The 19815-nt window shown below is 69.6% G+C and carries 13 protein-coding genes; 6 read left to right on the top strand and 7 right to left on the bottom strand.

The window, feature by feature from the left end:
* Window positions 1-10: 10 nt before the first annotated feature.
* The 3 genes from CDN99_RS12720 to CDN99_RS12710 all read right to left on the bottom strand — a co-directional run bounded on the left by CDN99_RS12720 (window position 11) and on the right by CDN99_RS12710 (window position 2882).
* Window positions 11-1024: a serine/threonine protein kinase gene (locus CDN99_RS12720; RefSeq protein WP_088385253.1), complete on the bottom strand. Its 1014-nt coding sequence runs from the start codon at window positions 1022-1024 to the stop codon at window positions 11-13.
* 76 nt (window positions 1025-1100) lie between these two features.
* On the bottom strand, window positions 1101-1988 hold the full coding sequence (locus CDN99_RS12715) for a DUF2726 domain-containing protein (RefSeq protein ID WP_088385252.1): 888 nt from the start codon (window positions 1986-1988) through the stop codon (window positions 1101-1103).
* Between the two features lie 147 nt (window positions 1989-2135).
* On the bottom strand, window positions 2136-2882 hold the full coding sequence (locus CDN99_RS12710) for a GNAT family N-acetyltransferase (protein ID WP_193531711.1): 747 nt from the start codon (window positions 2880-2882) through the stop codon (window positions 2136-2138).
* 209 nt (window positions 2883-3091) lie between these two features.
* On the opposite strand from CDN99_RS12710, the gene rplM reads away from it, so the two are divergent.
* The 3 genes from rplM to erpA all read left to right on the top strand — a co-directional run bounded on the left by rplM (window position 3092) and on the right by erpA (window position 4572).
* Window positions 3092-3520 carry a 50S ribosomal protein L13 gene (gene rplM / locus CDN99_RS12705; RefSeq protein ID WP_067065533.1) on the top strand — a complete coding sequence of 143 codons (429 nt, stop codon included), beginning with the start codon at window positions 3092-3094 and terminating at the stop codon, window positions 3518-3520.
* Between the two features lie 9 nt (window positions 3521-3529).
* On the top strand, window positions 3530-3922 hold the full coding sequence (rpsI, locus tag CDN99_RS12700; protein ID WP_088385250.1) for a 30S ribosomal protein S9: 393 nt from the start codon (window positions 3530-3532) through the stop codon (window positions 3920-3922).
* Window positions 3923-4197: 275 nt separating this feature from the next.
* Window positions 4198-4572, top strand: coding sequence for an iron-sulfur cluster insertion protein ErpA (gene erpA, locus CDN99_RS12695; protein WP_088385249.1), 375 nt, complete (start codon window positions 4198-4200; stop codon window positions 4570-4572).
* 137 nt (window positions 4573-4709) lie between these two features.
* Here erpA and CDN99_RS12690 read toward each other — a convergent pair whose 3' ends face one another.
* Both CDN99_RS12690 and CDN99_RS12685 read right to left on the bottom strand, forming a co-directional pair.
* Window positions 4710-5840, bottom strand: coding sequence for an anhydro-N-acetylmuramic acid kinase (locus tag CDN99_RS12690; RefSeq protein ID WP_088385248.1), 1131 nt, complete (start codon window positions 5838-5840; stop codon window positions 4710-4712).
* Window positions 5841-5872: 32 nt separating this feature from the next.
* On the bottom strand, window positions 5873-7258 hold the full coding sequence (locus tag CDN99_RS12685) for a M23 family metallopeptidase (protein WP_088385247.1): 1386 nt from the start codon (window positions 7256-7258) through the stop codon (window positions 5873-5875).
* 366 nt (window positions 7259-7624) lie between these two features.
* Between CDN99_RS12685 and tyrS the strand changes: the two genes are divergently transcribed.
* Window positions 7625-8803, top strand: coding sequence for a tyrosine--tRNA ligase (gene tyrS, locus CDN99_RS12680; protein ID WP_375134443.1), 1179 nt, complete (start codon window positions 7625-7627; stop codon window positions 8801-8803).
* A 250-nt stretch (window positions 8804-9053) separates the two neighbouring features.
* On the opposite strand, the gene CDN99_RS12675 is transcribed toward tyrS, so the two are convergent.
* Both CDN99_RS12675 and CDN99_RS12670 read right to left on the bottom strand, forming a co-directional pair.
* Window positions 9054-12485 (bottom strand): S41 family peptidase, encoded by a 3432-nt coding sequence (locus CDN99_RS12675; RefSeq protein WP_088385245.1) that lies wholly within the window; start codon window positions 12483-12485, stop codon window positions 9054-9056.
* 104 nt (window positions 12486-12589) lie between these two features.
* Complete coding sequence (locus CDN99_RS12670) at window positions 12590-13498, bottom strand: 5'-nucleotidase (RefSeq protein WP_088385244.1); 909 nt, start codon at window positions 13496-13498, stop codon at window positions 12590-12592.
* 347 nt (window positions 13499-13845) lie between these two features.
* Between CDN99_RS12670 and CDN99_RS12665 the strand changes: the two genes are divergently transcribed.
* Complete coding sequence (locus tag CDN99_RS12665) at window positions 13846-19608, top strand: SpvB/TcaC N-terminal domain-containing protein (protein WP_141100755.1); 5763 nt, start codon at window positions 13846-13848, stop codon at window positions 19606-19608.
* A 21-nt stretch (window positions 19609-19629) separates the two neighbouring features.
* Window positions 19630-19815: hypothetical protein (locus CDN99_RS12660; RefSeq protein WP_141100754.1), on the top strand; the 186-nt coding region annotated here is incomplete at its 3' end.

Genomic DNA, 19815 nt, shown 5'->3' with positions numbered 1-19815 from the left:
CGCGCACGGATCAATCCGGCCAGCCCCCATTCCGGTATGACGCTGTCTCCATCACGTCCAGCTGATCCCGCAGCTTCACGACCTGATCGCTCCAGTAGTTGGACGTGCCGAACCAGGGGAAGGCCATCGGGAAGGCCGGGTCGTCCCAGCGCCGCGCCAGCCAGGCGCTGTGGTGGATCATGCGTTGCGTGCGCAGCGCCTCCACCAGGCGCAACTCGCGCCAGTCGAACTCCCGCACCGATTCATAGCCGTCGAGCAGCGCGTTCAGTTGCAATCGCGCCGCGTCGGGCTCGCCCGACAGCAGCATCCACAGGTCCTGCACCGCCGGCCCCTGGACCGCGTCGTCCAGGTCGACGAAATGCGGCCCGCGATCGGGCGTCCACAGGATGTTGCCGGGATGGCAGTCGCCATGCAGGCGCAGCGCGCGGCGGTCGGGCAGGGTGTCGAAGGCGGCGTCGATCGCGGCGATGCAGCGTTCGGCCGCGTCGTGCCAGTTGGCCGACAGCTCCGGCGGCAGGGTGTCGTGATCGCGCAGCCAGTCGCGCGCCTCGCGGGCGGGGGCGGCGCTGTTCCAGGCCAGGCGATGCCGGAACGGCTCGCGCTGGCCGACCTCGTGCAGCCGCGCGAGGAAGCGGCCGATCCAGCGCAGCACGTCGGGGTCCTCCAGCTCGGGCGCGCGTCCGCCCTGGCGCGGCGTCACCGCGAAGCGCTGGCCGGCGAAGTGGCCGAGCGTGGTCGACACGCCGTCGACCGTCAGCGTCAGCGGCGCGACCACCGGCACTTCGGCCTCGACCAGGGCGGCGGCGAAGGCGTGTTCCTCCAGGATCTGGGCGTCGGTCCAGCGGCCGGGGCGATAGAACTTCGCCACGACCGCCGGGCCTTCCTCCAGGTGGGCGAGCAGCACGCGGTTCTCGTAGGAGTTCAGCTGCAACAGGCGACCGTCGGGTCGCAAGCCGGCGTGCTCGAGCGCATCGAGCATCAGTTCAGGCGTGAGGGGGCCGAAGCCGGCCGGCAAGTCAGTCATCGGATGACGACGGGCATGAAAAACGGCGCTTGCGCGCCGTGGATGCCGTCGGGAGAGCGGAGGCGAAGCGCGTAGCTTAGCGCCGCCCGTAGCGCGGGGAGTCGACGACCACGCCGCCGATGTCGGTCGCGGGGGCTTCCTCCTGATAGGCCGGGAAGTCGCGACCGTACTGGGAGTCGCCGCCCGTCCCCTCGTTCATGCCGACCGGGGCGCCGGCGCGCGGACGGTAGCCGCGTGCGCGCGGCTCCATGCTGGGCGGCGGCGGGGCCGGGATGGCTGGACCCGGATCGCCGCCGAAGGCGTCGAAGCGGCTGTCGGGCGCGAAGAACGAATCGCTGAACACCGGCGAGTCGTTCCACAGCGTGTTGCGCACCGGGGCGGCCGGCGCGCGGCGCGGCGTGGGCGCCGGCGCGGGCTGCGGTGCCAGGCGCGGCGCGCCCGAGCGCGGCATCGCCGCCGGTGTGCTGCGGCTGCCCTGGTTGCTGTAGGGCACCAGCAATTGCAACTCGGAGGCGCTGGGCAGGTTGTCCACGGTCGAGCGCAGATACCGGATGCGGCAGGCCGCCAGCACGGCCTGCTTGATCTGCAGGCTGCGGGCGGAGCCGGGACGGTCGGTCTCCAGGTCGATGGCGGCCAGCACGCGGCCGTTCGGGCTGCAGATCGCGAAGTTCACGCTGATGCCACCCAGCAACTCGTACCAGTAGCGGACTTCCTTGGCCTCGGTCGGCTGGCAGAAGCGCACCATCGGGAGCTTGCACATGACGACGTGATGGGGCAGCGCCTCGCGCAGCAGGCGGAAGACGCGGCGTTCGTCCGCGCTGAAGACCGGCCTCGGGGTCAGCGACCAATCCGACGGCAGCGACTTGCGGTCGCGCTGCGGGCGCCGCAGCAGCAGCGCGGCGAGCAGGCCCAGGACTGCCAACGCCGACAGGCCCGCGATGATCCACGGAAGCGTGTTCTGCATATCCCAACGACCCGGAAAACTTATCGGCGCAAGGGGCGCCGTCCTCAACGATGCGCGCGAATGTAGCCTAAACTCGTTACAAATTGCATCCGGGACTCCCCCTGGAATGGGGTGGGGCGGTTGGAATGCGGCGTGGACCCGGGGGTGTCATTGCTTGGCGGACTTGCCGCGCGCTTTCTTGGTCAGGCGGGATTTCACCTCGGCGACGCCGTCGATGATGTCCCCCACGGTGCGCATGTGGCGCTTGAACTGGAAGTCCCATTCCGCCATGTGGCGTTCCAGTGCTTCGTCCACGTGGGAGGAGACCGAGTCGGGGGGCAGGCGCAGCCAGGCCTCGGACTCGCTGCCGTCGCGCTCCACCTTCGCGCCGGCCTTGCGGGCGATGGACAGCATCGGGGCGTTCTCGCTGAGGGCGTGGATGAAGAGGGTGTCGATGCCGCGGTTGCGGGCGTGCAGCGCGGCGCGCTCGAACAGGCGACCGCCGAAACCGCGCCCGCGGGCGGAGGTGGCGACCGAGACGCCGAACTCCGCCATCGCCGGTCGACCCTTGATCTGTGGCGCCGGCGCGTAGGCCAGGTGCGCCACCGCGATCAGCTGCAGGCGGCGGTTGAAGATGCCCAGGACCTCGTCGCGGACGAAATCCAGCCCGGCGACGTACTTCTCGATCTGCGGATCGTGCGCGGCGTAGCCGAAGCGCAAGTAGCGGTCACGCTCGCCCAGCGCCAGCAGGTGCTGCAGGATGCGCTTGCGGTGGCGCCGCCCGAGCGAGCGGATCGGCACCCAGCTCGTCCAACGGGCGAGCATCGCCGCGGGGCTCCAGCGCGAGCGCGGCGCGTCGTCGCCCGGCGTCGGTCGGGGCTCGGAGGGCTTGCGGGAGTCGGGTGGCGTCGTCATGGTGGCGGATGGGTGGGGTGGATGCTAGCGGCCCGCGGACGCGGCGTCCCGGATTGGCGTGGATTTGGCCTTTCCGGCCTGTTCTGTTAGACTCGTCGGCTTTCCTGTTTCCAAGGCAGCAGGAGAAACGTCTGTGAGAGGTCGCACTACAGAAGCGGCACCGAGCGGGCGGGAGCAGTTGCTCGTATTCAGCCTTTTGAAAGAACCTCATGAAGACCTTCAGCGCCAAGCCGGCCGAAGTGACGCACGAGTGGTTTGTGATTGACGCCACCGACAAGGTGCTCGGACGTGTTGCCAGCGAAGTGGCACTCCGTTTGCGCGGCAAGCACAAGGCCATCTACACGCCTCACGTCGACACCGGTGATTTCATCGTCATCATCAACGCCGAAAAGCTGCGTGTCACCGGCAACAAGGCCACGGACAAGGTGTACTACCGTCACTCGGGTTTCCCGGGCGGCATCTACGCCACCAAGTTCAAGGACATGCAAGCCAAGCATCCGGGCCGTGCCCTGGAAAAGGCCGTCAAGGGCATGCTGCCCAAGGGTCCGCTGGGCTACGCGATGATCAAGAAGCTGAAGGTGTATGCGGGCGACACGCATCCGCACACCGCCCAGCAGCCCAAGGCGCTGGAAATCTAAGGAGCGGAGATGATCGGAAACTGGAACTACGGTACCGGCCGTCGCAAGTCGTCGGTGGCACGTGTCTTCATCAAGAAGGGCACTGGCCAGATCATCGTCAACGGCCGCTCGATCGAGCAGTATTTTGGCCGTCAGACCTCGATCATGATTTCTCGTCAGCCCCTGATGCTGACGAACAATGGCGAGGCCTTCGACATCAAGATCAACGTGCACGGCGGCGGCGAGTCCGGCCAGGCCGGCGCGGTGCGCCTGGGTATCACCCGCGCGCTGATCGACTATGACGCGGCCCTGAAGCCCGAACTGAGCCGCGCCGGCTTCGTCACGCGTGATGCGCGTGAAGTCGAGCGTAAGAAGGTCGGTCTGCACGGCGCCCGTCGCCGGAAGCAGTTCAGCAAGCGCTGATCGACTTCCGATCGCTGGTGGGATCCGCTTCGGTGGATCCACTGGCGACGCAGGACCTACGACAAGGCCGCTGTTTTCAGCGGCCTTGTTTTTTGCGCGATAGCCATGCAAGTGTGGTCGCGAAGCGGCCCGCTCGTCCGAGGGGCCGAAGATTCGCCGCGGCGGTCTCGCGCGCCGTGACTGCATGGTCAATGGGGGTATGTTCAAGCGCGCCGGGCAGTGGTCGGTCTGCTTTGCCATAATCCCCCCATTCCTCCGAAGAAACAGGATTCACAATGAGCGCAGTTCTCGAAACCCAATCCACCGATGTTGGCGACATGCCGGCGCCGCTGGTCTTCACCGACAGCGCGGCCGAAAAGGTGCGCGAGCTGGTGCTGGAGGAAGGCAACCCCGAACTGAAGCTGCGCGTGTTCGTGCAGGGTGGTGGTTGCTCCGGCTTCCAGTACGGCTTCACCTTCGATGAGGCGGTGAACGACGACGACACGCAGATGACGAAGAACGGTGTCACGCTGCTGATCGACGCGATGAGCCTGCAGTACCTGATGGGCGCCGAGATTGACTACAAGGAAGACCTGCAAGGGGCCCAGTTCGTGATCAAGAACCCGAACGCGACGACCACCTGCGGTTGCGGCTCCAGCTTCACGGTGTGAGCGCATGAGGTGATCGGCCTGGCTGGTCCAGGGGCGATGCGCGACGTGCCCAAAGACAAAGACCGCCCTCGGGCGGTCTTGTCGTTTGAGGCATCGAGGTGAGCTCGGGCCGATGCGCGCGAGCGCCGGTCTGCATGTCAGGCAGGCGTGTAGCTGCCCAGTACACGCGGACCCACCGCGCCCGTGGCGGCTGGCAGATTGCCGGGCAGTCCGCGCACATGCCGCATCGCGAGCCACGCGAACGCGGCGCCCTCGACCTGCATCGGCGGCAGCCCCTTGGCGTCGGTGGTGCCGACGGCCACGGACGGCAACAGCGCCTGCAGACGCTTCAGCAACGCATCGTTGAACGCGCCGCCGCCGCAGACCAGCAGCTCTCGCCACGCGCCCGGCGCGAACTCGGCCAGGCTGTCGGCGACGCAACGCGCGCTCAGCTCCAGCAAGGTCGCCTGGACGTCGACGGCCGCGGTGCCTGACGCATGCGCCGCGATCTTCGCGTCCAGCCAGCCCAGGTGGAACAGGTCGCGGCCGGTGCTGCGCGGAGGTGGTTGCCGGAAATAGGGCTCGGCCAGAAGCGCATCCAGCAGTGCGCCATGCACGCGTCCTTGCGTGGCCCACTGGCCGCCGGCGTCGTAGGCCGCTCCCTGGTGGCGATGAATCCAGCCGTCCATCAGGCAGTTGCCCGGGCCGCAATCGAAGCCGCCCGCGCCGCCATCGGCGCGCAGCAGGCTGACGTTGCTGATGCCGCCGATGTTCAGTACGACGACGTCCGCGCCCGCCTGCGCCAGCACGGCACGATGGAAGGCGGGCACGAGCGGCGCGCCTTGGCCGCCTGCGGCGACATCGCGGCTGCGCAGGTCATGCACGACGGCGATGCCGGTCAGTTCGGCCAGCAGCGCCGCATTGAGCAGCTGGATCGTGAAGCCGGCGCCGTCGAATTCACCCGGCCGGTGGCGGACGGTCTGCCCATGAGCCCCGAGCGCCCGGATCTCCGTTGGCGTCAGCCGCTGCGACATCAGCAGCGATCGGCACGCCTGCGCATACGCGCGTGCCACGGCATTGCCTGCCAGCGCCGCTCGCGCCAGCTCGTTGGTGGTGGGGCTGTTGAGCGCCAGCAGCTCCGCGCGCAACTCGGCGGCGAAGGCCTGATAGCCGTGGGCGAGGGCGCGCGGGCGCCCATCGGTTTCGACGCGGAGCAGCACCGCATCCACGCCGTCCAGCGAGGTGCCGGACATCAAGCCGATGTAGAGCTCCGGGCCCGAAGTGGTCATGGCCGGAGGACGGCTCGATCGGTGGTCGGCGTTTATTCGCCGACGACGCCTTCGCTGATCGACGAGGCCGCTTCCAGCTGCACCTTGGCACTGGCGACCTGCGCCTTGAACGCTGCGCGAGCCGCCGCGGGCAGCGTCACCGCCTCGGACGAGCGGGCGATCGCGCGCGGATCCTGCTGCCGGCCGTTGACGCGGAACTCGAAGTGCAGATGCGGGCCGGTGGCCCAGCCGGTGGCGCCGACGGCGCCGATCTTCTGGCCCTGCTCGATCTTCTGGCCCTTCTTCACGTCGATGCGGCTCAGATGGGCGTAAACCGTCATGCGGTTGCCGCTGTGCTTGAGCTGGATCACGTTGCCGAAGCCGTTCTGCCAGCCGGCGAACTCGACGTTGCCGTCGCCGACGCTGCGGACCGCGGTGCCTGTCGGCGCGCCGTAGTCGATGCCCTGATGCTGGCGCCAGGTCTGCAGGATCGGATGGAAGCGCATCGCGAAGCCGGAGGTGACCCGCGAGAACTCCATCGGGCTGGCCAGGAACGAGCGGCGCTTGCTGTCGCCGTCGAAGCCGTAGTAGTTGCCCTTGCCGCTGGCCGCGTCGCGGAACCAGACCGACTGGTAGCTCTTGCCGTTGTTGACGAACTCGGCGGCCAGCAGGCGGCCGGAGCGGTTGCCCCAGCTGATGGGCTCGCCGTCGGCGGTCAGGGTTTCGTAGACCAGCGAGAAGCGGTCGCCCTTTCGCAGTTCGCGGTGGAAGTCGATGTCGCCGGAGAACATGTCCGCCAGTTGCGTCGCGATCGCGTCGGGCACGTTGGCCTCGTCGGTCGCGGCGAACAGGGAGGACTGGATCGTGCCGCTGCCCAGGCGCGTCTGGCTGGCCAGCGGCAGGGTTTCCAGCTTGGAGACGAAGTGGTCGCCCTCGCGCGTGATGGTGAGGCGGCTGAAGTGGGTGTCCTGCTGCTCGGTGGCCTCGGCGGCGTAGCGGGCGACGAGGCTCTGCACCTCGCCGCTGGCGGTCGCGACGACCTGGATGCGCTTGCCGACGCGGCCGCTCAGCACGCGCTTGGCGGTGTCGTCGGAGCGCAGGAAGGCCGCCGCGGCGGGATCGAACGCGCCCATGCGCTTGAGCAGCGAATCGGCGGTGTCGGCGGAGCGGGTCACGTCGCTGCGCGACAGGCCGGGATCGAACGCGGCGAGCTGGGCGAGTTGCTCGTCCAGCGATGGCAGGGTGATGGACTCGTTGACGACGCGCTGGGGCAGGTCTTCCGCGTCGGGCGCCAGCGGCGCGATGCCGAAGGCGGTGACGGCGAAGCAGCTCAGGACACCGACGACGGTGCCGGTCAGGGCGCGCGGGTGCTTGGCCGCGAAGGCTTCAGCGTGAGCGAGCGAGCGCTGCACGCGCTTCCATTCGTCAGTCCAATTCATCACGCGCCAAAAACCTTCCCGTGGATCGTGGAACCGCCGCCCTCGCCACGCCGGGTGGGCGTGGCCTGGACGGCCCGAGCGGCGATTCACCACCCTGTCGAGCGAAGGACGCCGGGTGGCGTCCACTAGAATCGATCGCCTTGCAGCGGCGTGGATCACGCCGGACCGGGAACGCTGATTGCCCTCCTGGCCGCCCTGCAAAACAGCCGGCAGTATACCGGCGCACCCGGGGGGCGAATCCCTAGAAACCCCGGCAAATCAAGACTTTACGTAAGCCCGTGCGGGCTCCGACACGCCATGTCCGAAAACCGAACCCAGCCCCCGGCGCCCCCGGAATTTCCGATCACCGATCGGGTCCAGCACGCGATGGCGCAATCGCTGCGCGGCTGCGAGGAATTGCTCCCCAAGGACGAGTGGCTGAAGAAGCTGGCGCGGTCCGAGGCGACCGGGCAGCCGCTGCGGATCAAGCTGGGCCTGGACCCGACCGCGCCGGACATCCACGTCGGGCACACGGTGGTGCTCAACAAGATGCGCCAGTTGCAGGACCTGGGGCATCAGGTGATCTTCCTGATCGGCGACTTCACCTCGATGATCGGCGACCCGTCCGGCCGCAACGCCACGCGTCCGCCGCTGACGCCGGAGCAGATCAAGCACAACGCCGAGACCTATTACAAGCAGGCCAGCCTGGTGCTGGATCCGTCGCGCACCGAGATCCGCTACAACAGCGAGTGGAGCGACCCGCTGGGCGCGCGCGGCCTGATCCAGCTGGCCGCCAAGTACACGGTGGCCCGCATGATGGAGCGCGACGACTTCACCAAGCGCTATGCCGCCGGCACGCCGATCTCGGTGCACGAATTCCTCTATCCGCTGATGCAGGGTTACGACTCGGTGGCGCTGAAGTCCGACCTGGAACTCGGCGGCACCGACCAGAAATTCAACCTGCTGATGGGCCGCCACCTGCAGGCCGAGTACGGCCAGGAGCCGCAGTGCATCCTGACGATGCCGTTGCTGGAGGGGTTGGACGGCGTCGAGAAGATGTCCAAGTCCAAGAACAACTACGTGGGCATCACCGAGCCGGCCAACGGCATGTTCGCCAAGATCCTGTCGATCAGCGACGTGCAGATGTGGAAGTGGTTCGACCTGCTCAGCTTCAAGTCCATCGACGAGATTGCTGTGCTCAAGCGCGAGGTCGAGGGTGGCCGCAATCCGAAGGAAGTCAAGGTGATGCTCGCCAAGGAGATCACCGCCCGCTTCCACAGCGCGCAGGCGGCGGAGGATGCCGAGGCCGACTTCAACAATCGCGCCAAGGGCGGCATCCCGGACGACATCCCCGAGCTGACGCTGTCCGGCGCCCCGATGGGCATCGCCGCGTTGCTCAAGGCCGCGAACCTGGTGCCGTCCAACGGCGAGGGCAACCGGATGATCGAGCAGGCCGGCGTCAAGATCGACGGCACCACGATCAGCGACAAGGGCCTCAAGGTCGAGGCCGGCACGATGGTCCTGCAGGTCGGCAAGCGCAAGTTCGCGCGCGTCACGCTCACCTGACCCGACCCGACCAACGCGCCGCTTGAATCAGCGCTCAATGCAAAACAGGAGGCCGAGGCCTCCTGTTTTGCTTGATGGATCGAGGTCCACCGTCTTGTTGGTGGTCAGCGGGAGTGACTGGGCTCGGAACAGGGCTTGAGGGTCCTGGAGGGAGCCCTCATGCCCTGTGATGGGCCGCGCCAGGCCTCACGCAGTCGCGAAGCGTCGACCGAGACCGAGGCAACGGCAACAGCCGCAGCCTCGTCCCGCATCACTGCTTGATCGGCCGCAGATAGGGCCCCGGCTTCGGCGTCAGGATCGGCTCCTTCGCGATCGCCTGCTTCAGCCAGGCGACGGCCGCGTCGAGCTGTGCGTCCTTCCCATTGGCCGTCGCCCGCGGCAGGTTGTCGACCTGAATGTCCGGCGTCACGCCCTTGCCCTCGACGATGAAGGTGCCGTCGGCCACGATCTGGCCGTTCTCGGCCGAGCGCATCAGCCCGTTGTCGATCAGGCGATTCTGGTCGGACAGCCACACCCCGGCGCCTGAGGTCGTCACGCCGATCACCGGCCCCAGGCCCAGGCGCTTGAAGCCTTCGGAGAAGGTCTCGCCGTCGGAGTAGGTTTCCTCGTTGGCCAGCACCACCACATGGCCGCGGAACACCTGCTGCATGTTGGGGTAGACCTTGCCGCCGTGCGGCGAGCGCGGCTGCCAGAACGCCCACGCGCGACGCAACAGCGTCTGCAGGATCCAGCTGTCGATGTTGCCGCCGTTGTTGTGGCGGACGTCGATGATCAGTCCGTCACGCTCGCTCTGGGCGTAGAACTCGCGGACGAAGTCGCCGATGTCCTCGCGGCCCATCGCGCGCAGATGCAGATAGCCGATCTTGCCGCCGCCGGCCGCCTCGACCGCTTGCGCGCGGCCGTAGCGCCAGTCGATCACACGCAGCTGGCCTTCACGACGCATGTCCACCGGCGTCACGACGACCGACCGCTCGCGGCCCCCCGGCTCACGCAGCTGCAGCAGCACCTGCTTGCCGGCCTGGCCGCGCACCAGCTCGGTGGGGTCGGGCACCTGCGTCGCATCGCGGCCGTTGATCGCGGTGATCACGGTGCCCACAGCGATGTTCAGACCGGGCGCGGCCAGCGGGCCGGCCTCGGACGGCAGCTCGGGGTCGCCGCTGTAGATGCGGGCCACCTTCCAGCCCTTGGCATCGCGCTCCAGCAACGCGCCCAGGCCGGCGGACGCCGGATCGTCCGGCCCCCTGCGGACCTCGCCCGGCGCGACCTGGCTGTGCAACAGGCTCAGCTCGCCCACCATCTGGGCCATCACCTCGGCCAGCTCGCCGCGTTCGGTCACGCGCTCCACCAGCGGCGCGTACTTGACGCGCATCGCGGCCCAGTCGACGCCGTGCATGTCCTTGTCGTAGAAGAAATCGCGCTGCATGCGCCACGCGTCGTTGAACATCTGCCGCCACTCGGCCTTCGGATCGACCGCGATCTGCCAGTCGCTCCAGCGCACGCGGGACTTGTCCAGCTCGCCGGGCAGCTTGGGGCCGGCGTCGACGATCAGGATCTCCGGCGCGGCGCCGGGCGCCGCGGTGCGGCGGATCATGAGCTTCTTGCCGTCGCCGCTGAGCTCGAAGGCGGCGACCGATTCGGTGACCACCTCGGCCTTCGATTCCTGCGGGCCGATCGGCAGTTGCTTCAGCGCGTTGTCCTCCAGCACGTACAGGCGCTTGGCCTCGACCTCCAGGCGGCGGTAGTTGCCCACCGCCAGCGGCACCTCGTACAGGCGCAGCGCCAGGCCCGGGATCTGGATGGCGGGCTTGCCCTTGCCCGCGGGCGCGGCGTCCTTCGCGTCGGGCTTGGCGGCGTTGCCGCCGGCCTTCGCGGCCTCGACCTTCTGCTTCGATTCCTTGTCGTCGGGCTTGTCCTTCTCCTGCGTGCGGACCTCGGCCTCTTCCTTGGACTTCAGCGATTGCAGCTCGTCCGGTGCGGCGAACGGGAAACGCAGGCCCGGTTGCAGCGCCAGCGCGTAGACCTTCCAGCCCTTGTCGAAGTAGGGGCCCATGTTGCGGTCACCCCAGGGGCCGGGGTTGCCGGTCACGTTGAAGGTGCGGCGCGACAGGAAGTACAGCCATTGGCCATCCGGGCTGAACGCCGGCGACGCGGCCGCGTAGCGGTCGCTGCCCAGGCGGTGGACCTTGCCGTCGGCGACGGTCAGCAGCATCAGCTGCGCACGGTACGAGTTGTCGGTGTTGCGGACGTAGGTCAGGGCCTTGCCGTCCGGCGACCACTTCAGTTGCTGCGCGCCGTCGCCGAGCGTGTCGCGATCGACCTCGCGCGTCGCGGTGGCGCGGTTGGCGGCCTTGAGGTCGGTGAGGTAGAGGACGCCTTCCTTGTCGGTGTGGGCGATCCAGCGGCCGTCCGGCGACGGCAGCAGTTGCTGGCGCATCGCGGTGGCGCCCTCGGTCACCTGCTTGGGCTGACTGGTGCCGTTGGCGGCGAAGCGCCAGATTTCCAGCTCTCCGCTGAAGTCGCAGACCGCGAACACGTCGCGGCTGTCGCTGCTGAACTCCGCCTCGCGGCAGCGGCCGGCGTCGGTCAGGCCGGCGGGGCGGGGCAACTCGGCGCGGCGCAGCGGGCCGACGCCTTGCGTGGCCAGTTGGCCGCGGGCGGTCAGCACCACGCGCTCGCCGTCCGGCGACAGCGAGACGCCGGTCAGGTAGTCCTGCGGCTTGGCGGACCAGCGGCGGCGCTGCTGGTCGAAGTCACCGCCCAGGGCGACGGCGATCTTCTGCTCGGGCGCGGTCGCGTTCAGGTCGACGCGGTACAGGTCCGCGCCCAGGGCGTAGACGGCCTGGCTGTCGCTCAGGCTGGCGTGCCGGATGTCCCAGCCCTTGTGGCGGGTGTGCTGGCGCGGGTCGCTGCCGTCGGCCTTGACCGACCACAGGTTGAAGGTGCCGTCGCGGTCGGACAGGAAGGCCACGCGCGCGTTGCCCGAGGCGTCGGTGTAGGGCATCGGGCGGCGGTCGTTGGCGCCCTCGGCGACCAGCGGCCGGGCCTCGGCGGTGCCGGCCAGGTCCATCACCCACAGCCGCGCGACGGCGCCGCCGCGGTACTGGCGCGCGTTGTCGCCGCGCAGGCCGTTGCGGGTGAAGTAAAGCGTCTTGCCGTCGGCGCTGAGCGCGCCGTCGCTGGCCTGGCCGACCGGCAGCGCGCGGCGCTTGCCGGTGTTCAGGTCGACCAGGTGCAGTTGCGTGCCCGGCTCGCCGCGGTCGGTGGCGCCGGAGTACAGCACCTCGTTCTGCGCCGTGATGCCCCAGACGCGCACGGCGCCGGTGTCCCAGGTCAGGCGGCGCGGCACGCCGCCGCTGGCGGGCATGACGAAGATGTCGCCCGCACTGTCGTACTGGCCGACGAAGGCGATCCAGCGGCCGTCGGGGGAGATCGCGGGCAGCGTCTCGGTGCCCGCGTGCGTCGTCAGGCGCTGCGCGGTGCCGCCGGACAGGCGGGTCTGCCAGAGGTCGCCCTCGGCGACGAAGACCAGTTGGTCGCCGCGCAGCGCGGGCTGGCGGTAGAAGCCGAGTGTCGGGTCGGCGGAGGCGGCGCGGTTGGCCGCGGCCGGGGATTCGGCGGCGATGGCCACCGTGGCCAGGGTGCAGGCCGTGGCGACGGCCAGGCGGCGGAGCGTGATGCGCATCTTGGTGCTTCCTTGTGGGAGTCCGAAGGCGGAAACGGGGTGAAGGGGCCGGCCCGACGGCAGCCGGAAGTCATGCGGCGCGGATTCTGGACCCGCGCGGCGGCTCAGCGGTTCGTCACACCCATGGCGACATGCCCGGACGGCACGTGCGGCACGGCGTTCTGGATGTGGCCCTGCTGATCGTCGAAGAAGAAGTCGGGCTCGAACTCGCGCAGGAACTCGCCCTTGGGCAGGCCGCCGAGGAACATCGCCTCGTCGACCTCCACGTCCCAGTCCATCAGGGTGCGGATGGCGCGTTCGTGCGCGGGCGCGCTGCGGGCGGTCACCAGCGCGGTGCGCAGCGACATCGGCATCTGGCCGTCGCGTTGCCGCTGCTGCAGGCGCTGCAACTCGTGCAGCACCTGCTTGAACGGACCGGCCGGCAGCGGCGTCAGCTTGCGCTCGCGTTCATGGGCCTGGAACGCGTCGAGGCCGTCGCGCTGGTAAATCTGCTCGGCCTCGTCGGAGAACAGCACCGCGTCGCCGTCGAAGGCGATGCGCAGCTCGTCGGGATACGCGGCGGACGCCCGCGCCGACTGCGGGAAGACCCTGGCCGCCGCCACGCCGGCCACGAGCGCCGAGCGCACGTCGTCCTCGTTGGTCGACAGGAACAGCTGCGCCTTCAGCGGCTTCAGGTAGCGCCACGGGCTGTGGCCGCGGGTGAACACACCGCGCTCGATCGACAGCCCGTAATGCTGGGCCGAGCGGAACACCCGCATGCCCGAGATCGGATCGTTGCGCGACAGCACGACGACCTCGACACGCGGCGCCTCGCCCGGCAGGTTGAACGCGAGCAGCTTGCGCGCCAGCGAGAACGCGGTGCCGGGTTTGGCCGGCTCGTCCAGGCGCTGCTGCTGCAGTCGCATGTAGGCGCGGTCGTCGCTGTTCTCGAAGAGCTGGTTCTCCTCCTCGAAATCGAACAGGGCGCGGGAGGAAAGGGCCACCACCAGGCGGCCGTCGAGGGAAGCGGGCATGGGCGGGATGATAGGCGCGGCGGCCGGGTCCACCGGTGCGCGGGGCCGCCTGAGCAGCAGGCGCGCGGGTGGCGGGCAACGCGCGTGAGGCGTTGATCAAGAAGTGGGCGTTTATCGCCCGCCCGGTGGCGGCGGGCGGGAATTCCCGACGACGACGCACTGAAGCGCGCTCCTAGCATCAGCTCGCCAGGTCGACTCGCATCGACGCTGGCGACGACAACAACATTGAGTTCCTGGATAGGGAGGGACTTCCAACTGACCGCGCCGCGCGCCCGACAAGGGCGGCGGCTGGCGCGCGTTCGTGCGGGAAAGGGCCGCCTGACCGGGTGCATCGGGAGCAGGCTGCCTTGAAGAACGACCACCACGGCATGCGCGCCCAGCGCATGACCGGCCACGACCGCATCGCCCCCGGGGCGCTCCCTCGGTTCATCGCCACCGGCCTGCGCTGGACCGCCCGTGCGGGCGTGGCGGCCCTGGCCGCCGGCACGCTGGCCGTCTGGGCTCAGACCGAGGTGGAGATCCAGCCGCCCAACCTGTCGGGTCCCATCGCCGGCAGCCTGAGCGGACAGCCGGGTGTGTCCTCCAGCGGCGCGGCCAGCTACAGCGTGTCGCTCACGCTGCCGCCCGGCACCGCGGGCATGGCGCCGACGCTGTCGCTGGACTATTCCAGCCAGTCGGGCATGTCCTCGCTGGGCATGGGATGGCGGCTGGACGGCCTGTCCCAGATCACGCGCTGCCCCAAGACGATCGTGCAGGACGGCGTGCGCCGCGGCGTCACGCTCACCGCCGAGGACCAGTTCTGCCTGGACGGGCAACGTCTGCTGATGGTGGCGGGCAGCGGCACGCACGGCGCCGCGGCCGAGTACCGCGTGCAGATCGACGGCCAGAGCAAGATCCAGTCCTTCGGCAGCGACACGGCCAAGGGGCCGGACTACTTCGAGGTCCGCGGCAAGAAGGGCCTGATCTTCACCTACGGCAAGACCGTCGACGCGACGATCGAGGCGCAGGGCACCAACCGGCCGGTGCTGACCTGGGCGCTGTCGCGGGTGATGGACCGACGCGGCAACTACTACGACGTCCGCTACGCCAAGTCCAACACCGCGACGCTGGGCGAGGTCTATCCCGATCGCATCCTCTACACCGGCCACCTGGACCAGGGGGGCGGCGGCGGCAACGTGGCGCCGTACAACGCGGTCCGCTTCGCCTACGAGGACCGGCCCGACCTGCAGCTCGGCTTCGTCGCGGGGAGCCGGGTGACGGGCTCCAGGCGGATGACGAAGGTGCAGACCTTCGTCGGCACCGATGCCAACGGCGACGGCGGGTCGCCGGCGCGCGAGTACCGCATCGGCTACGTGACCAACCCGACCAACGGCCGCAGCCTGGTCGACCGCATCACCGATTGCGACGGCTACGGCAACTGCCTGCCGGCGACGACCTTCACCTGGACGGTGCCGGATAGCGCGAACAACACCGGCGCGGCCCCGGGCAGCGGCAACTGGGGCGGACCGCAAGTGGCGATCACGGCGCTGCAGCTGGACGGCGACCGCAGCACGCAGGTGAAGTCGCAGGTCATCATGGGAGACTTCAACGGCGACGGCCGCATCGACCTGATGCGCGGCGACGGGAGCAACTGGCAGGTCTGCCTGTCCACCGGCTCCGGCTTCGATTGCAGCAACTGGATGGCCTCGTCGGTGCTGACGCGCGACGTCGTCTCGGGCGACTTCAACGGCGACGGCAAGACCGACATCGCGGTTTATCCGAAGGTCGACGGCCCCGGCAACTGGACGGTCTGCCTGTCCACGGGCACCGGCTTCAACTGCAGCCTGTGGGCCGGCTACGGCGCCAACAACCTCTACGCCAACGGACAGACCAGCGGCGCGCTGGTGGGCGACTTCAACGGCGACGGCCGCGACGACATCGCGATCGCCGGCCCCAACGGCGACAACGAGCGCATGTGCTGGTCCACCGGCTCGGGCTTCCAGGGCGGCACCTGCCAGACCTACCCGGGCTCGTTCCTGTTCATGTATTACGCCAAGCTGCTGTCGGAGGAAAGCGTCCAGGCCTTCCAGACCGGGCAGATGGCCGTCGATATCGATGGCGACGGCCGGGCCGACATCATCCAGTACGTCGGCAACCGGCGGAACAACCCGACCATCTATCCCAAGGGCGGATGGATGGGCATCCGCGCGACGGACACCGGTTTCGTGGCCTTCTCCGCGTCGTCGACCGGACAGATGCTGCTGGACGGCGTGACGAGTCCCGGCAACTCGCGCACGGCCGACATCACCGGCGACCCCTACGGCGGCCTGAGCGACGTGGTCAACGGCTACATCACCGACAACACCAATCCTGCACGCATGGAGATCTGCCGCAGCAACGGCCTGACGTTGATGAACTGCCAGGCCTTGCCTGGGGCCGGAACTGCGACCGGACCGGTGATGTATGTGCGGGACATCGACGGCGACGGCCGGCCCGACGTCATCGCCGGTGGCCAGGTGTGCCAGCTGAATCTCGTCGCGTATGGCGCGAACAACGCGGACCAGTATTCGCTCAGCTGCGCGCCGCGGGCGGCCGGGACTGGCAATGTCGACACGGGCTCTGCGCTGGTGTCCTATGCCGGCGACTTCAACGGCGACGGACGGGGGGACGGCGCGACGTACATCATGACGTCCAACTCGACGGGCTACTGGTCGGTGCGCTTGTCGGGCCATGTCGGCTTCGCGGACCTGCTCGACACGGTGACCAACGGCGTCGGCCAGCCGACCCGCTTCACCTACAAGCGGCAGAGCGATCCGAGCATCTACACGTCCGGCGCCGCCGTCACGTATCCGAAGCGCAACCTGGTCGGCGGCGGCGGGGCGCTGGTGTCGTCGATGCTGACCGGCAACGGCATGGGCGGCTGGCTGACGACGGACTACCAGTACGAAGCCGCCCGCGCGGATCAGAGCGGCCGAGGATCGCTGGGCTTCGAGAAGCGCCGCGTCATCGACCGGACGAAGAACATCACCGCGCAGACGACGGTGAGCCAGGACTTCCCCACGATCGGCATGCCGCTGGAGACGCGATCGACACAGGCCAACGGCACGGTGCTGAGCCTGTCGACGGTCAGCTATGCGAGCCTGGCCACGACCGCGGGCGCGGTGTGCCCGTACCCGCAGGCGTCGACGCTGCAGACGCGCGACCTCGACGGCACGCTGATCGCGACGACGACGTCCGCGGTCAACAGCGGCGGCATCGACGGCTACTGCAACGTGACCGATGCCAGCGAGACGGTGAGCGGCACGGACGGCACGTCCTTCTCCACGCGCACCGTCACGAGCTACCTCAACAACACCGCCAGCTGGTTGATCGGCCTGCCGACGAGCTCGTCGGTCACCAAGACGGCGGTGCAGCCCTATGCGGACGCCAACTCGCTGGCGCTGACGTCCTGCGCGGCGTCGACGCCGTCGGGCAGCGCGGCCACCTTCAGCTGCACGCTGGCGAATCGCGGCCCGGCCGCGGCCACCTCCATCGCGTATGCCAGCGGCGCGGGCACCACGGTGAGCGGACCGTCGAGCTGCGCGCCGCAGACGACGAATTGCGGCGCGGTGACGGTCACGACGTCGTCGGCCGGCGGCGACTACGTCGGGCAAGTGACGGCGACGCCGTCGACGCTGGGCGCGGCCACGTCCGCCAACTACGCGCTCAAGGTGCTGCAGTTGCCGGCCCTGACCCTGAGCCAGTGCAGCGGCACCGCGCCGGGCACCGGAGCGGGCGTCTTCTCCTGCCGGCTGGGCAACAGCGGCACGGGCGCGGGCACCGGCATCGCCTATCAGGCCGGCAGCGGCGTGACCGTGGCGGGGCCGACCAGCTGCGCCGCCGCCACGGCGGACTGCGGCGGCGTGACGGTCACGACGGCGGCCGGTGCGGGCACCTACGCCGGCACGCTGAGCGCCACCCCGGGCAACGGCGGTAGCGGCGCGTCGACGGGTTACTCGTTGACGGTCAACACGCCGCCCACGCTGGCGCTGACGAACTGCGCCAGCTCCGCGACCTCCACGGCCGCGGGCACGATGAGCTGCACGCTCTCCAACAGCGGCCAGACGGCGGCTGCCGCGGTGACCTACGCCGCAGGGGCGGGCGTCACGGTGGGCGGCCCCGGCAACTGCGCGGCGGGCTCGGGCAACTGCGGCACGGTGACGCTGACGACCTCCGGCAGCCCCGGCGCCTATGCCGGCACGCTGACCGCGACGCCGTCGCCCAGCGGCGGCGCGGCATCGGCCGGCTACTCGCTGACGGTGAACACGCCGACCTCGCTGACGCTGTCCAACTGCAGCAGCTCGGCCGCGTCCACCTCCGGCGCGACGATGACCTGCACGCTGGGCAACGGCGGCCAGACGGCCGCCAGCGGCATCACCTACGGCACCGGGTCCGGCGCGTCCGCGAGCGGGCCCACCACCTGCGCCGCCAACACCGGCAACTGCGGGACGGTCACGGTCACGACCTCGGGCAGCCCGGGCGTCTACAGCGGCACGCTGAGCGTGTCGCCGGCCAGCGGCGGTAGCGGCACGTCGACGACGTATTCGCTGACGGTGAACACCGGGCCGCAACTGGCGCTGGCCAACTGCAGCAGCTCGTCGGCATCGACCTCGGCGGGCACCTTCAGCTGCACGCTGGTCAACAACGGGCAGACGGCGGCGAGCTCGGTCGCCTACGCGGCCGGCGGGGGCGTCTCGATCGCCGGACCGGCCAGTTGCGCGGCCAGTTCGGGCAACTGCGGCACCGTCACGGTGACGACCTCAGGCAGCCCCAGCGTCTACACCGGTACGCTGACGGCCACGCCGACGCCGGGCGGCACGGCGGGCTCCGCGGGCTACTCGCTGACGGTCTACACACCGCCGGCGCTGAGCCTGTCCAGCTGCAGCAGCTCGGTGCCGACCACCGCGGCCGCGACGATGACCTGCACCCTGGGCAATTCGGGCCAGACGGAGGCCAGCGGGATCGGCTACGGCGCGGGCTCGGGCGTGTCCGTCGGGGGACCTTCGAGTTGCGCGGCAGGCGCTGGCAACTGCGGCACGGTCACCGTGACCACCGCGGCCGGCGCCGGTACCTACGGCGGCACGCTCAGCGCATCGCCGGGCAACGGCGGCAGCGGCGCGTCGGTGGGTTACTCGCTGACCGTCAACACGCCGCCGGCCCTGGCGCTGGCCAGCTGCAGCAGCACGGCGCCGTCGGGCTCCGCGGGCAGCATGTCCTGCGCGCTGGCCAACAATGGGCAGACGACGGCCAGCGGCGTCAGCTACGGCGCGGGATCGGGCGTGTCGGTGTCCGGCCCGTCCAACTGCGTGGCCGGCTCCAACTGCGGCACGGTGACCGTCACCTCCAGCGCCAGCCCAGGCACCTATGCCGGCACGCTGAGCGCGTCGCCGACCAATGGTGGCAGCGGCGCGTCGGCGGGTTATTCGCTGACGGTCTACACGCCGCCGTCGCTGCGCTTTGCCGGCTGCTCGTCGACGTCCAACTCCACGGCGGCGGGGACGCTGACCTGCACGCTGGCCAACGACGGGCAGTCGGGCACGTCGCTGGGTTACGCCTCTGGCGCCGGCACGACCGTGAGCGGCCCGGGCTTCTGCGCGGGCAGTTCCGCCAACTGCGGCACGGTCGTGCTGACGACCTCCACGACGCCGGGCGATTACCTCGGCCAACTGGCGGTGAACGCGCTGAGCGGCGGCACGGGCGTGGGGACGGGCTACTCGCTGCGCGTCTATTCCAACGGCACGCAGCTGACGGCCTCGCCGATGACGCTGGACTGGAGCACGGTGACCGGCGGCGGCTCGACCAAGACCATGACCATCCAGAACACCGGCCTGGCGCCGGCGACGCTGAGCTGGACCACGGCTTACACGGCCGGGTCGATCGGCATGGGCGGTTATGCGGTCACGCCGGCGCAGTCGACCTGCACGTCGGGGCAGACGCTGGACATCGGCCAGAGCTGCACGGTGGCGTGGACCTTGACGACGCAATGCTCGGCCAAGGGGCAACGGACCATGCAGATGAAGATCAATGGCGGCACGTCCCAGGTGACGGCGACGCTGACGGCCAACGTGCAGCGCACGACGACCTGCAACTGATCGGCCGGGGAGCACAACAACATGAACAAGGCCAAGAGGGTGATCGGGGCGGTGCGGACGGCGCAGGCGGTGCGGTCGACGCGCGCGCTGCTGTCAGCGCTGGCGCTCGCGGGACTGGGCATCGGCGCGGCGCAGGGGCAGACCACGACGACGGTCACGCGCACGGTGAACTACGAGTACGACGCGTACGGGCAGCTCAAGAAGGAG

The sequence above is a fragment of the Roseateles aquatilis genome, assembly GCF_002205645.1.
In the GTDB taxonomy this organism is placed as follows: Bacteria; Pseudomonadota; Gammaproteobacteria; order Burkholderiales; family Burkholderiaceae_C; genus Roseateles; species Roseateles aquatilis.
Note: the sequence above shows the minus strand (reverse complement) of the source record. Positions and strands in the feature narration are given on the sequence as shown.